This is a genomic window from Massilia timonae CCUG 45783 (assembly GCF_000315425.1).
GTDB lineage: Bacteria > Pseudomonadota > Gammaproteobacteria > Burkholderiales > Burkholderiaceae_D > Telluria > Telluria timonae.
On sequence record NZ_JH992922.1, the window covers coordinates 319,375 to 333,991 of the forward strand.

Here is a 14,617-nt window from a genome sequence, read left to right on the forward strand (position 1 = left end):
CGGCGCCACCGTACCGGCCAGGGGAGCGTCAGGTAATCGCGCCGCCGTCGACGGTGAGGACGGCGCCGGTGATCTGGCGCGCCGCCGGGCTGGCCAGGAAGGCGACCGCCGTCGCCACGTCGCGCGGCGCGCCGAAGCGTCCCAGCGGGATCAGCGACTTCTGGAATTCGGCGAAGTCGCCGTTGGCCGGATTCATGTCCGTGTCGGTCGAGCCCGGCTGCACCAGGTTGACCGTGATGTCGCGTGGACCCAGTTCGCGCGCCAGGCCGCTGGTGAAGGTCTTGAGCGCGGCCTTGGTCAGGAAATACACGGTGGCGCCCTCGCCCACGATGCGGTCGGCGCCGGCCGAACCGATGGTGACGATGCGGCCGCCCTGGCCCAGGTGCGGGATGGCGGCCTGCGCCGCCAGGATCGGACCGCGCACGTTCACGTCCAGCAAGGCGTCGATATCCTCCACGGCGATGTCGGCGATCGGCGCATAGCGGGCGATCGCGGCGTTGTTGACCAGGATGTCCAGGCCGCCCAGCACCCGCGCCGCCTCGTCGACCGCGCGCCGGATCGCCGCCGGGTCGGCGCTGTCGGCCTGGATCGCGACCGCCTTGCGGCCGTGGCCTTCGATGGTGCGCACGACTTCCTGGGCCCGCTCGGCCGAACGCTCGTAGGTGATCGCCACGTCGGCGCCCTGCTGCGCCAGTTCGATGGCGATGGCGGCGCCGATGCCGCGCGATGCGCCGGTCACGATGGCGCGCTTCCCTTGCAAGTTATTCATGACATTCCTTTTTGTGTTGATCGATACAGAAATAGTAGATGCCCGGCCGGCGCGCTGTCAATTGATTTTTGTAGTGATCGGCACATATATGATGAAACGGCGTGCGGCGTTGTCCCGACCTGCGGCCGGACATATACTGTGCGCGATGCAAACGCCCGACCATCCCCTCCACGCCGAAGCGGCCGAACCAGCCGCGAATGCGCGCCCGCCGACGCGCGCCCGCGGCCGGCCGCGCGCCTTCGACCGCGAGGCCGCCTTGTCAAAGGCCATGCGCCTGTTCTGGCAAAAGGGCTACGAGGCCACGTCGCTCGCCGACCTCACCGCCGCGATGGGCATCGCTTCGCCCAGCCTGTACGCGGCCTTCGGCTCCAAGGAGGCGTTGTTCGTCGAGGCCCTGAACCATTACGGCGCCACCTATGCCTGGGGCTGGAAGAACTTCCTTGAGGCCGCGACCGCGCGCGACGCGGTCCAGGCATGGCTGATGGATTCCGCCGCCTTCCTGACCGGCGACATCGAAGACGTCCCGCTCGGCTGCATGGCGACCCTGTCGGTGATCGGCGCCGCGGGCCACCAGGGGTTGTGCGAGCAGACGCGCGCCGCGCGCGCCGCGCCGCGGACGGTCGTCAGGACCCGCCTCGAACAGGGCGCCGCGAACGGCGAGATCCCGGCCTCGGTCGACCTGGACGCGCTCGCCCGCTTCGTGCAGGTCGTCCAGAACGGGATGTCGCTCCACGCGCGCGACGGCGCCAGCCGCGCCGAACTGGAGGCGGTGGCGCGGATGGCCATGCGCGGCTGGGACGCCTTGATCGCAGGCTAGCGGCGGCGCGCCATCAGCGCAATGCGGCCAAATGGTTGCCGAGCCGCTGACCGAGCGCGCAAATCGTCAGCGACGGATTGACGCTGCCGGCGGTCGGAAACACCGAGCCGTCGCTCACCCACACGTTCTCGAAACCGAACACCTTGAGGTTGGCGTCGACGACGCCGTGTTGCGGCGTCGTCGCCATGCGCGCCGTGCCGAGGTGGTGGGCGGCGGAGGCGCAGGTATCGCGCCAGCCCGTCATCGGGTCGGCCCGGCAGCCGCTCACGTCGCCGTGCCCGCGAAAGCCGGCCATCAGCAGCTCGTGATACTGCGTGAACATCTCGATGTCCTGCTTGCTGAGCTGCCAGTGCACGCGCGCGATCGGCATGCCGTAGCGGTCGCGCTCGTGATCGGACAGGCTGACCTGGCTGTGCGGGTTGGGCAGCTGCTCGGTCATGAAGAACAGGTCGCCATGGTGCGAGCGCAGGCCCAGCGGCAGCTTCTGGTGCGCGATGCGCCACAGGATGTAGGGGTGGCGCACCAGCGACGCCACGTGCGACAGGCCGATGTCGCGCGGCCCGCGCACGCCGAGGAAGGACATCACCGCCTTGTTCGGCACCGGACGCCGGTTGATGCCCTTGCGGATGAACACCGCGTGGTTGGGCAGGCGGTGGGTCTGCTGGAATTCGTGCTTGAGCATGAGCCCCGGGAAGACCTGGATGTCTTCCTTGCCCCCCCTGGCGCGCGCCTTCGGCTTGCCGGCAAGCGGCTGGCGGAACGTGACTTGCGACAGGTAGCCGGCCGGATGGTCGATCAGGTTGCGCCCGAGCCACCAGGACGGCGGCTGCGCCATGCCATGCTGGCCGAGTGAATTGAGCAAGAGGCGCGGCGTCTCGAGCGCGCCGGCCGCGATCACGAAGCGGTTGGCCCGGACCTCGATCCGGTGCGCGCCGCTGCCCACGACCAGGACATGAGTGCGTCCATGCCTTTGCCGCAGCTGCAGCGCGGTGCCGTTGTACACGCAGCGCGTCTTGCCGTTGCGGCACCATTCGCGCAGGATCGGCTTGCCCCTGAACGGCGGCGAGCGGTAGCGGTAAGCCTTGGAAGCCAGCATATTGCCCATCCCGAGCGCCATGCCGCCGTGGTGACCTGCAGTGTCGTGCGGCATGTCCTGGCCGCCGCACAGGAAGTCCAGCGCCAGCGCATACCAGGGATCGAGATCGCCGCGCGTGATGGCCCAGCCGCTGTGGGCAATCCAGGGGCGCTCGAGAAAATCCTCGTCGTCGAGCGGCGCGCACACGCCATGCCAGAACGCGGTGCCGCCGCCCACTTCGAGCCCGCGACTGGTCGAAATGCCGAACGGACGGCCGACGCTTTCGATGCGCACCGCGGGCGGATCGCGGCGCGACGCGGTCATTGGCCCGGTTTCGACGAACAGCACGTCGCGTCCGGCGCGCACCAGGGGCTGGGCCGCGGAAATCGCCCCCATGCCGGTGCCGACGATGCAGACGTCGGTCTGCAGTGTCGTGTCTGGTGCTAACTGCCTGCCATCGATGAGCATCCGATTCACCACCAAGGTTGATTGCCATAATGCAATTTGTGCAGCGCAACTTTTCCATCGTAACGTAAGGACGGACTTTGCTCAATAGACAATATTCCTATTAGTTAATCCAGCTTTGGTTCCAGCGCAAACTCGGCGTCTTCGGCCCGATGCGCTGCATGGCCTGTGAGGGCGTAATCTGCTACGCTTGCCGCACAAACAACGGAGACCGCTCATGCTGAATCAGCCCATGCCTGGAATGACCGACACGCTCGAATTCGTCAAGAACCTGTGGGGCGGCATGAACATCCCCGGCGCCATGCCCGGCATGGGCGGCATGCCGATGCCGGGCGCCGGCCTGTCGGTCGACGACCTGGACAAGAAGATCGCCGACCTGAAGGCGGTCGAGTCCTGGCTCAACCTCAACCTGGGCATGCTGCGCGGCTCGATCCAGGCGCTCGAAATCCAGCGCGGCACCCTGGCCACGCTCAAGGCGATGGGCGACAGCATGGCCCAGGCCATGAGCCAGACCGGCGCCGCCAGCGACGCCGCCATGGCGCCGTTCGCGCAATTCTTCACCCAGGCCGCGCAGGCCGCCGCCAGGCCCGCGGACAGCGCCACCCCGCCTCCTCCAGCGCCGCCGTCCGCGCCGGCGTCCGAGACTGCGCAGCCGCCCCAGGGCGCCGAGGCCGCGCATGCCGCCATGCCGGCGGCCGTCGCCTGGTGGAACCTGCTGCAAGACCAGTTCCGGCAAGCCGTGGCCAGCGCGATGCCGCCGGACAGCGCCAGTCCGGACAAGGCCGGCGGCGCACCGTCCGATGGCGGCGCCGACAGCCCGGCGGCTGGCGCCGCGGCCGGTGGCGCTGGCGCCGGCAAGGCGTCCGCAGGCCAATCCGCCAACGCCCAGAATGGCAACGGCAATCCGGCCCCCGCCCGGCGCGGCGCGCGCGGCAAGAGCGACAAGGCCTGACCCCGCTGCATTGATCCAAACGGTGGCGCTCGCCTGCAAACCGTGCTGAACTGACCCGGCGGCCCGGCCCGGCCGCTTTCCCGTCCAGCCGGAGCGAGCCATGTTGCCGAGCGACCTGACCCACCTGACGCCCTCGCAGGTCGACGACCTGCGGCGCAAGCTCGCCGCCGCCGGCTGCGATCCGCCGCCTGGGGCGCGCACCGTCGCCGAACTGCAGGATGCCTTCGCCCAGCTGCGCAAGCGCCATGGCCTGGCGCCGTCGGACAAGATCGACGGCGACCTGCTGCGCTGCCTCGACGCCGCCGCCGGCCACCTGTTCGGCGAGGTGCTGCGCGACGAACTCGACATGCTGCGCCCCGAGGCGGGCGACATGCGCGAGGAAGCGCTGGACGCCGCCCTGCCGCCCGACCGCGAGCGCCTCTTGCGGCGCGCCCATGGCGGCATGCTGACCGGCCTGGCCCTGTCCGGCGGCGGCGTGCGCAGCGCCACCTTCAGCCTGGGCGCCCTGCAGGCGCTGGCGCGCTGCGGCCTGCTGCGCCACATCGACTACCTGTCCACCGTGTCCGGCGGCGGCTTCGTCGGCGGCTGGCTGTCCAGATGCCTGCACGCCAACGGCGGCGACATCGGCAAGGTGGAAGCCATGCTGGCGCCGCAGGCCGGCAGCGTCGAGGCGCCCGAGCTGCGTTTCCTGCGCCAGTACAGCAACTACCTGTCGCCGCAGGGCGGCATGTTCAGCGCCGACACCTGGACCCTGGTCGGCACCTATGTGCGCAACACGGGCCTGAACCTGGCCATGCTGGTGGCCTGGATGTGCGCCCTGCTGCTGCTGCCGCGCTTTACCGTCTGGGCCGTGCACCGCGTGGTCGCGCCTGGCGGAGCCTGGACGCACCTGGCCGACATCGCCTGGATTCTCGGCGTGCTGCTGTTCCTGTTCGCCGTGTTCTGCATCGCGCTGTCGATTTCGAGCAAGCCCGAAAGCTCGCGCGGGATGCGCCGCTTTCCGCTGTCGCAAGGCGCGGTCCTGTGGTGCATCAACCTCCCCTTGCTGCTGGCGGGCTTCCTCGGCAGCCTGGGCCTGTGGCGCCACGGCGGCGCGGCGCCGTCGACCTTCCTGCCAGCCCAGCTCGAGGGCCGCTGGCACTGGCTGCTGGCGCCGGGCCTGGTCTACTTCATCGTCTGGGCCTGCGGCTGGTACCTGGCCCACGACCGCTCCAGCCCCTACCGCCGCACCGGCTATACCGTGTGCGCCGCAGGGGCGGCGGCCGTGCTGCTGGTGCTGCTGGAAGCCGGCCGCGCCTTCGCGCCCGGGATCCTGGCGCTGCTGCGGGCCGATGCCGCCCGCCTGTCGCTGCTGCTGTGCTGGACGGTCGGCCTGCTGCTGGCGCTGGCCGGCTGGCTGGCCATCTACACGCGGCTGCACGCCGACCCGCCGCTGCGCGACCTGACCCGCGCCGAACTGGGCGAAGGCCTGTCGCACTTCCTGTGCGCGATGGGCGCGCTCACCCTCGGCACTCTGCTGCTGCTGGGCGGGATGGCGGTGCTGCCCGATCCCGCCGGCCAGCGCGTGCTGAACGACGCGATCGCCCTCGCCACCTTCGGCATGCCGCTCATGATGGCGCTGTTCGCCGCCACCATGACCCTGATGATCGGCCTGGTCGGCCGCCTGTACAGCGACGCCAGCCGCGAATGGTGGAGCCGCCAGGGCGCCTGGACCGCGATCTTCGCCCTCCTGTGGTTGACCGTGTACGCCACCTGCTTTTACATTCCTCCCTTGCTGCACTGGACCTGGCTGACCTACGAGCCCTGGTCGAACCTGGGCACCCTGCTCGGCTGGCTGGCGATGACCGCCTTCGGTCTCAAGGCCGGCAGCAGCATGTCGACCGGCGCGCGCGGCGCCCCCGACCCGAAGCTCGAACTGGTCGCGCGGCTGGCGCCCTATGTGTTCACGGTCGGGATTTTCGCCCTCTTGAGCAGCCTGGTGCAGGTCACGGTGGCGCTGCCGCATATCGCCTGCCCCGGGGCCAGGCTGACCTGCGTGCTGCGCGCCCATGCCGACGCCACCCTGGCAACGGACGGCACGACCCTGCTGCTGGCCTTCGGCGCCTTCCTGGGCGCCGCCCTGTTGCTCGGCTGGCGGGTCGACATCAACAAGTTTTCCCTCTATATGCTGTACCGCAACCGGGTGGTGCGGGCCTGGTTCGGCGCCGGCAACCGCGCGCGTCAGCCGCATCCCTTCACCGGCTTCGATCCCAACGACGACATGCTGCTGGCCGAGCTGCGCTACGGGCGGCCCTACCCGATCGTGAACACCGCGCTGAACCTGGTCAGCGGCGCCGAGCTGGCCTGGCAGACGCGGCGCACCGCCTCGTTCGCCTTCACGCCGCGCTGGTGCGGTTACGAGTAATCCAGCGTGGCGCCTGGCGGCGCGGGCGCGCCAGCGGGCTGCTACCGGCCGACCGACCAGTATGCCTCGCGCTCCGGCGTCGGGCTGGACGACGACGCCGGCGTGCGGCTCGGGATGGCGGTGGCCCTGTCCGGCGCCGCGGCCAGCCCGAACATGGGCGCCCATTCGTCGCCGCCGTTGAACTTCCTGATGACGATGTTCAACGTGCGCCTGGGGCGCTGGTGCCCGAATCCGGCGCGCCGCGCCTGGACCAGCGCTTCGCCGCCGATCGGCCTGTTCAGCCTCTTGTCCGAGCTGTTCGGCCAGCTCGACTCCGACGCCGCCTACGTCCACCTGACCGACGGCGGCCACTTCGACAACCTCGGCATCTACGAACTGGTGCGGCGCCGCTGCCGGCTGGTGATCGCGGTCGACGTGGGCAGCGACCGCCACCTGGCGTTCGAAGACCTGGGCAACGCGATCCGGCGCTGCGCCACCGACCTGCACGTGCGCATCGACCTCGACGTCTCGCGCCTGGGCGCGCTCGGCGACAAGGGCATGTGCGGCGCCAGCTGTGCGGCCGGCACCATCCGCTACAGCCTGGCCGACCGCGGCGCGGCCGACGGCGTGCTCCTGTACGTGAAGCCAGCCATCGTCGGCAACGAGAACGCCGACCTGCTCAACTACCGCAAGCTGCATCCCGACTATCCGCACGAGAGCATCGCCGACCAGTGGTTCGACGAAGCCCAGTTCGAGAGCTACCGCGCGCTGGGCGACCACATCGTCGACTGCGCGCTGCGCGAGGCGGCGCGCGCCACCGTGGGCGGGCACGGCGAACAGGATATCGAGGCGCTGTGCGCGCAGCTGCTGCAGCGGCATGGGCCGGGGGCGGCGCCGCGGCCGCAGGGGGCGTGATAGGCTGCGTCCACCAGCGATGCCAAGGACCATGATGAATCGAGCTTCCCGATGACCCGCGCAACCGTCGTCACCTTCGACCTGTCCACGATCGCCAGCATCCGCGAGCTGCACGAACTGATGGCCAAGACCCTGCACTTCCCCGAATGGTATGGCCCCAACTGGGACGCATTCTGGGATGTGATCATCGGGCTTGTCCCGATGCCGGAAAAGCTGCGCCTGATCGGCTGGGACGACTTCGCGCAGCGCTTCCCGCGCGACGCCTTCATCATGAAGAAATGCCTGACCGAGCTGGCCGAGGAATACCCCGCGAACGCGTCCGACGTCGACTATCTCTGAAGGATTGGCGCCCGCGCCGGCGCGGCGGGCGTCGCCAGCAGCCGCCCCAGGCAGGCCAGCGCTAGCAGTGAGAACAGCGCCGCGCTGCCCAGGGTCAGGCGGTAATCGTGGCCCGAGTGGTCGAGCAGCGGCCCGATGCAGCTGGCCACCAGGATGTTGGCGAAGGCGACCAGGATGTCCTTGCTCGCGTTGTAGCGCACGAACTCCTCGCGCGGGAACAGCGCCAGCGGCATCGCCGCCGCCGCGGTGAAATAGGCGCCGGAGCAGATCACGTGGGCGACGTAGAACGGGCGGAAGCTGGCGGCGCCGTCGACCAGCAGCCAGCCGCCCAGCGCGATCGCGAAGTACAGCGCCATCATGGCGGCGGCCACCCGCACCGCGCCGCGCCGGTCGACCAGCCAGCCGATGACGAAGGCGCTGGCGATCGACACCGCATAGGCCAGCGCGGTCAGCTCGCCCAGCTCCGCCTTCGACAAGCCCAGGTCGAGCGCATAGTGCAGCGAAAAGGTGTTGAAGGGGACGAAGGTGACGGCGGCCAGCATGAAGGCGCCGAAGATCCACAGGTAGCGGCGCTGGGCGCAGCAGTGCCGCAACTGCGTGCGCGCCAGCGCCAGCCGCCCGCCCGCTGAAGCCGCGTCGTCATGCGCGTTTGGCGGCGGCGGGTAGTCGCCCTCGCGCACCATCAGGCACATCAGCGGTATCGTCAGGCCGAAGACCAGGGCGATGGCCACCAGGATCTCGGCCAGCCAGGCTTCGCTCAGGGCGAACAGCGTCATGTTGAAGCCGATCGCCACGCCCAGGCCGACGACCCGCACCGCGGCATAGAAGCGGCCGGCCAGCCCGAACGGAATGACGTCGGCCACCAGCCCGGCGAACAGCGCCATGGTGGTCATGGCGGCGGCGTCGAACACGGTCCAGAACAGGCAGAACACGCCCAGTTCGAGCGCGCGCAGGCTAGGCGCCCAAGCGCCCAGCAGCGCGTGCGCGCCGGCCGCGAAGGACGGCGCCAGGGCCACGCACAACATGGCGGCGGCGGCCAGCGGCGCGCTGATCACCAGGTACGGACGGCGCCGTCCCCAGCGGCCGCGGCTGCGGTCGGAACGCAGCCCGATCGCCGGCACCACCAGCAGGCTGATAAGCGCCGGCACGGTCGACAGCAGCATGGCGACGGCGGTGTCCGACGCGCCGTGGTTGCGCAACACGACCAGCCCGATCGGTCCGGCCCAGCGCTCGCGCACCGCGATCCCGAGCGCGCCGACCAGCAGCCAGCCGACCAGCACGCACAAGCCCCAGGCGCCATAGCGCAGCGTGCCGGCCTGCCAGCGTGCGTTATCCAGGGCGGCGCGCCGCATCCTGGATCTACGCCGGCGCGGGGCCGGTCGAGTCGCGCACCACCAGCTCGGTGGCGAAGGCGATGCGCTCGGCGGCCGGCGGGCGGCCTTCGATCATCTCGACCACTTCCCGCACCGCGCGCTCGGCCAGCGCCTCATAGGGCTGGTGCATCGTGGTCAGGCGCGGGAACACGTGGCTGGCGGTCGAGATGTCGTCGAAGCCGACCACCGAGACGTCGGCCGGCACCTTCAGGCCGCGGCTGGCGACGGCGTCGATGGCGCCGAACGCCATCTCGTCGTTGGCGGCGAAGATGGCGCTGGGCGGCGCCGCGAGGTCGAGCAGGCGCAGCGTGGCGGCGAAGCCGCCGGGCTGGTTGAAGGCGCCGTCCACCACCAGGGCCGGGTCGACGGCGATGCCGGCCGCCGCCAGCGCTTCGGCATAGCCGCGTTCGCGCTCAGCGCTCTGGCCGGTGCGCTTGGTGCCGGCGATGAAGGCGATGCGGCGGTGCCCGAGGCCGATCAGGTGCTCGACCGCACGGCGCGCGCCGATGCGGTTTTCCAGCACGATGGTCGGCAGCGCCAGCTGGCGCGCATCGAAGAACACCAGCGCGCAATTGAGCTGCTGGCGCTCGACCACGTCGAGGAAGCGGTCGTCGGCGGTCGGCATCAGGAGCAGCAGGCCGTCGCACAGCTTGCTGAGCGTGGCGCAGGTGGTCATCCGGTCCGGGCTGTCGAAGCGGTCGGCGTTGAACAGCAGCAGGTCGTAGTCGCGCTTGCGCGCCTGCTCGCCGATGGCGCGCACCAGCTCGTGCAGCACCACCGGGCCGTAGTTGTTCATGAACACGCCGATCAGCTTGCTCTTGTCGCCGCGCATGCGGCGCGCCAGCATGTCCGGCGTGTAATTCAGCTGGGCCGCGGCCGCCATGATGCGCTCGCGCGCCGCGTCCGACACATAGCCGGTGCCGCGGATCGCGCGCGAGGCGGTGATCGGCGCGACGCCGGCCAGGCGCGCGACCTCGCTCAGTTTGCTGGCTTTGGCCATCGGTCTCCTTCAATCGATCATGTTGTTGAGTATTTCTAGTTATCCAACCCCGACCTGTGGTTACGATACCACGTCGAGCTCGGCCGATTCCAGATATTTTTCAGCAAAATCAGGTGCTTATCCCACTGATACGGCGTCTACCGCCCTGTTGTTGAGTATTTACGAGTCAAATGGTAACGTAACCATACGGTTGTCATACAAGCGCAATGGTCGGCGACCGGTGCTTCATCTTCAGCCGCACGTGCCAAGCACGGCGGCCCGACATTACAAGCGAACCTCGAAGTTCGCGGTCAGGAGACACTATGCAAAAGAAGATTTTGGCCGCGGCCCTGCCGCTGGCCTTGGCCGCCGCAACCATGCCACCCGCGCTGGCCCAGCAACAGCCCACTACGCCACCCTCACCGCCCGACGCTGCAACTGCGGACGCTACTGCCGCCACACCGGCCGCCGGCAGCACGGCCGCGCCCACCACCGTGGTGGTCACCGGCTTTCGGTCCAGCCTGCAGAAGGCGCTGAACCTCAAGCAGCAGGCGATCGGCGTGCGCGATTCGATCGTCGCCGAGGACATCGGCAAATTCCCCGAGGCGAACGTCGCCGAGTCGCTGCAGCGCGTGCCCGGCGTGATCCTGAACCGCGACGACAGTTCGGGCGAAGGCCAGCGCATCTCGATCCGCGGCCTGCCGACCGAATATTCGGTGACGACCCTGAACGGCGCGCCGGTCAACACCACGTCGACCAGCACCATCGGCAGCGCCGCGCGCGGCTTCAACTACGACGTGTTCGCGTCCGAACTGTTCGGCCGGGTCGACTTCTACAAGTCGCCGCTGGCCGAGCTGACCGAGGGCGGCATGGGCGGCATCGTCGACCTGCAGACCCCGCGCCCGTTCGACAGTCCCAAGCGCACCATCCGCTACGCGGTCTCGGGCGCCTACAACACCAGCGCCAGGGAGGCCGATCCGACCGGCTTCGCGCTGTATTCGAACACCTGGGGCCCATGGGGCTTCCTGGCCGGCGTGGCCCATTCGAAGGCGGTCAACAACCGCTCCGGCTTCGAAGCCACCGGCGGCTACAACAGCTCCGCCAACGGCAGCCGCACGCCCGTGATGGGCAACTTCGCCCTCGCCCTCGACTACGACGCCCCCCGCGCCAACCTGTCCGGCTACTCGCGCGAACAGATCGACAACGCCCTGCTGCCGCGCATCTACCGCTACTACGGCTCGCAGAACCGGCGCAGCCGCGACGGCCTGGTGAGCTCCCTGCAGTTCAAGCAGGGCGACCTGAACCTGAGCCTGGACGGCCTGTACTCGCGCCTGGAGAACAGCCGCGACGAGCTGTACTACGGCCTCCTGATCCGCAACACCCGCACCACCAACCGCAACGCGCCGCCGGGAACGAACGGCCACAACGGCCTGGTGCCGATCGACGTGAAGATCGATCCCGGCTCGAACCTCCTGACCGGCACCTTCGGCAACACCTCGTACAGCAGCGGCGTGACCTATGGCGAAGACAAGACCGAGTTCGGCTACCTGGCGCTCAACGGCCGCTGGCAGGCGCGCCCGGGGCTGGTGGTGACCGGCCAGGTGAGCGCCAACAACAGCAAGGCCACCAGCTATTCGGACACCCTGTCGGGCCAGATCTTCGGCGTCGACACGACCATCGACTACGGCACCGACCATGTCTACCCGTCGATGTCCTCGCCGGTCGACTACACCGACCCTGCCAGTTTCAGCGGCTTCGACGTCACCACCGGCTGGACCCGCGAGCGCGACAAGGGCCGCCAGGCGCGCCTGGTGGTGGACTATGACTACGACCTGTTCGGGGGCTGGACCGGGCGCCTCAAGACCGGCCTGGTCTACGTCGACACCAGCAAGGACGTCGAAAAACGCAATGCCGGCGCCGCCATGAAGGCGAAGATGGTCGCCCTGGGCGACGCCAGCGTGCGCGCCAATATGGTCTCGGTCCTGCCGATCCCCGACCTCGACATGGGGCCCGGCTGGCCGAACCGCTTCGGCACCTTCACCCGCGACTATGCCTTCTCGACCTACGACCCGGTCGCCTTCAATACGAGCGAAGCGTTCACGCCGGCGCAGAGCTTCGGCGCGGCCGAGAAGGTCAGCACCGGCTTCGTCCAGTCCGACTTCAAGGGCGACGTGCTGGGGCGGGAGCTGCGCCTGAACGCCGGCGTGCGCTGGTCGCAGACGAAGCTCGACATCGACAACTTCAAGAGGAGCGGCAGCGGCAACACCTACCAGCCGAACAGCGAACAGGGCAAGTACACCAATGTGCTGCCGGCCGTCAGCGCGGCCTGGGACCTGAACGACGAACTGATCTTCCGCACTTCATGGGGCAAGACCATCAGCCGCGCCTCGCTGTCGATCATCGCGGCCCAGACCGTGATCCCGAACGCCTTCGACAATACCGCGACCGCCGGCAACCCGAATTTGCGGCCGCAGCAGTCGAAGAACTTCGACACCAGCCTGGAATGGTATTTCAAGCCGGGCAGCCTGCTGTCGGCGGCGTATTTCAAGAAGAAGCTGACCGACGCCACGGTGTCGACCACCACCAACACCACCTTCGGCGCGCTCGGCCTGCCCGACACCGCGCTCGGGGCGATCTTCCAGGACGCCAGCGGCCGGGTCGACCCGAACCTGCCGATGGTGCTGCGCACCTACAGCAACGCCGGCGAACAGACGCTCAAGGGCTACGAGCTGGCCTACCAGCAGGACTTCACCTTCCTGCCCGACCCGTTCAAGGGCTTCGGCGCGCTGGCCAGCTACACCCATATCGATCCCTTCAACAGCATGCGCTGGATCACCAACGCGGGCAAGGAGATCGAGGTCAACTCGGTGCCGAAGTACGCCTACAGCGTCACCGCCTATTACGAGCGCGGTCCGCTGGCGATGCGCCTGTCCTACAACTACAAGGACCGCTCGCTGCACGGCGACAATCCGCGGAACAACGGCGACGACCTGATTCGCTGGCGCGCCGCGCGCGGCTACCTGGACGGCACCATCAGCTACAAGCTGTCCGAGAACCTGGAGCTGCGCCTGGATGCGCTGAACCTGACCGACACCCTGAACTACGACTACTTCGAGGACGCCACCGGCCAGTACGGCAGCGGCAAGCACACGCGGATGGACTACGCCAAGTACGACGGGCGCACGTTCAAGATCGGCATCCGCGGCAAGCTGTGATGCGGATGACCGCCTTCCTCGTCCGCTGTACTGGGCTCGTGGCCGGCGCCGCGCTGCTGCACGGCTGCGCAAGCAAGCCCGGACCGGGCATCGTCGACGTCGGCCCCGGCTGGGCCGGCAACTCGGTCAACGCCGTGGTGTTTCGCAAGAACGCCCTGGCGAGCGACGGCGCGCACCAGTACATCGCCTACTACGACGGCGCCGGCCGGGTCGTGCTGGGCAAGCGCCGCCTCGGCGGCGGCGCCTGGGAACTGCGCCAGACCGCCTGGCGCGGCAATGTGCGCGACGCCCACAACGCGATCAGCATCATGGTCGATGGCGACGGCGTGCTGCACATGGCCTGGGACCAGCACAACAACGCGCTGAACTACGCACGCGGCAGCGCCCCCGGCAGCCTCGAACTGCGCACGGCGCCGATGGTCGGGCGCGACGAAGCGTCGGTGTCGTATCCGGAGTTCTTCCGCATGCCGGGCGGCGGCCTGCTGTTCCTGTACCGCGACGGCGGTTCGGGACGCGGCAACCTGGTCGCCAACCGCTACGATCCGGCTACCGGTTGGCGCCGCGTGGCCGACAATCTGATCAGCGGCGAGGGCCAACGCAACGCCTACTGGCAGGCCGGCGTGGACGGCCGCGGGGTCATCCACCTGTCCTGGGTCTGGCGCGAATCGCCCGACGTCGCCAGCAACCACGACATGGCCTACGCGCGCTCGCGCGACGGCGGTGCGAGCTGGGAAGACAGCAACGGCAAACCCTATGGGCTGCCGATCACCGCCGCCAGCGCCGAGTACGCGGCGCGCATCCCGCAGAACAGCGACTTGATCAACCAGACCTCGATGGCCTTCGACGCCATGGGCCGGCCCTACATCGCCAGCTACTGGCGGACAAAGGATAGCGCCGTGCCCCAGTACCGCGTGCTGTACCGGCGCGACGAAGGCTGGCGCCGGCTCGACCTGGACTTTCGCAAGAGCGCCTTTTCGCTCGCCGGCATGGGCACCAAGGCGATCCCGATCGCGCGCCCGCAACTGCTGATCGACGGCCATGCGGGCGACCCATCGGGCCACCTCGTGTTTCGCGACAGCGAGCGCGGCGAGCGCGTGTCGGTGGTGCGCATCGCCGGCTTCGACGCGCCGCGCTGGTCGGTGCACGACCTGACGAGTAGCGCCGTCGGCGCCTGGGAGCCGAGCTACGACACCGAGTTGTGGCGGCGCCAGGTCGAGCTGCACCTGTTCCTGCAGGCGGTGCGGCAAGTCGATGGCGAAGGACTGGCCGACGTACCGCCATCCACCGTGCAGGTCTTGCAGTGGCGACCGGCAAGCGACACCCACATTGAATGAA

11 protein-coding genes are annotated in these 14,617 nt (G+C 69.1%); 7 read left to right on the forward strand and 4 right to left on the reverse strand.

Annotation, left to right across the window (positions count from 1 at the left end; translation table 11 throughout):
- Positions 1-28: 28 nt before the first annotated feature.
- Entirely contained in the window at positions 29-769 is a 741-nt protein-coding gene (locus HMPREF9710_RS01265; protein ID WP_005663129.1) for an SDR family NAD(P)-dependent oxidoreductase, read from the reverse strand.
- A 145-nt stretch (positions 770-914) separates the two neighbouring features.
- Here HMPREF9710_RS01265 and HMPREF9710_RS01270 point away from each other — a divergent pair, with 145 nt between their 5' ends.
- Entirely contained in the window at positions 915-1,586 is a 672-nt protein-coding gene (locus HMPREF9710_RS01270; RefSeq protein WP_005663130.1) for a TetR/AcrR family transcriptional regulator, read from the forward strand.
- A gap of 13 nt (positions 1,587-1,599) precedes the next feature.
- On the opposite strand, the gene HMPREF9710_RS01275 is transcribed toward HMPREF9710_RS01270, so the two are convergent.
- Positions 1,600-3,129 carry a GMC oxidoreductase gene (locus tag HMPREF9710_RS01275; RefSeq protein WP_005663132.1) on the reverse strand — a complete coding sequence of 510 codons (1,530 nt, stop codon included), beginning with the start codon at positions 3,127-3,129 and terminating at the stop codon, positions 1,600-1,602.
- 214 nt (positions 3,130-3,343) lie between these two features.
- On the opposite strand from HMPREF9710_RS01275, the gene HMPREF9710_RS01280 reads away from it, so the two are divergent.
- The 4 genes from HMPREF9710_RS01280 to HMPREF9710_RS01295 all read left to right on the forward strand — a co-directional run bounded on the left by HMPREF9710_RS01280 (position 3,344) and on the right by HMPREF9710_RS01295 (position 7,715).
- On the forward strand, positions 3,344-4,078 hold the full coding sequence (locus HMPREF9710_RS01280; RefSeq protein WP_005663134.1) for a PhaM family polyhydroxyalkanoate granule multifunctional regulatory protein: 735 nt from the start codon (positions 3,344-3,346) through the stop codon (positions 4,076-4,078).
- 100 nt (positions 4,079-4,178) lie between these two features.
- A complete protein-coding gene (locus HMPREF9710_RS01285; protein WP_005663136.1) occupies positions 4,179-6,482 on the forward strand; it encodes a patatin-like phospholipase family protein in 2,304 nt (767 codons plus the stop codon).
- Positions 6,483-6,488: 6 nt separating this feature from the next.
- Positions 6,489-7,376, forward strand: coding sequence for a hypothetical protein (locus tag HMPREF9710_RS01290; RefSeq protein ID WP_005663138.1), 888 nt, complete (start codon positions 6,489-6,491; stop codon positions 7,374-7,376).
- Between the two features lie 51 nt (positions 7,377-7,427).
- Positions 7,428-7,715, forward strand: coding sequence for a barstar family protein (locus tag HMPREF9710_RS01295; protein WP_005663140.1), 288 nt, complete (start codon positions 7,428-7,430; stop codon positions 7,713-7,715).
- Here HMPREF9710_RS01295 and HMPREF9710_RS01300 read toward each other — a convergent pair.
- Together HMPREF9710_RS01300 and HMPREF9710_RS01305 are read right to left on the reverse strand one after the other, a co-directional pair.
- Positions 7,706-9,067 (reverse strand): MFS transporter, encoded by a 1,362-nt coding sequence (locus HMPREF9710_RS01300; protein ID WP_005663151.1) that lies wholly within the window; start codon positions 9,065-9,067, stop codon positions 7,706-7,708. The two genes, HMPREF9710_RS01295 and HMPREF9710_RS01300, sit on opposite strands and share 10 nt — an antisense overlap.
- A 7-nt stretch (positions 9,068-9,074) precedes the next feature.
- Positions 9,075-10,088, reverse strand: coding sequence for a LacI family DNA-binding transcriptional regulator (locus HMPREF9710_RS01305; RefSeq protein ID WP_005663152.1), 1,014 nt, complete (start codon positions 10,086-10,088; stop codon positions 9,075-9,077).
- Positions 10,089-10,390: 302 nt separating this feature from the next.
- Between HMPREF9710_RS01305 and HMPREF9710_RS01310 the strand changes: the two genes are divergently transcribed.
- Both HMPREF9710_RS01310 and HMPREF9710_RS01315 read left to right on the forward strand, forming a co-directional pair.
- Positions 10,391-13,282 carry a TonB-dependent receptor gene (locus HMPREF9710_RS01310; protein WP_005663155.1) on the forward strand — a complete coding sequence of 964 codons (2,892 nt, stop codon included), beginning with the start codon at positions 10,391-10,393 and terminating at the stop codon, positions 13,280-13,282.
- Positions 13,283-13,287: 5 nt separating this feature from the next.
- Complete coding sequence (locus HMPREF9710_RS01315) at positions 13,288-14,616, forward strand: BNR repeat-containing protein (protein WP_218918178.1); 1,329 nt, start codon at positions 13,288-13,290, stop codon at positions 14,614-14,616.
- The last annotated feature ends 1 nt before the right edge of the window (position 14,617 follow it).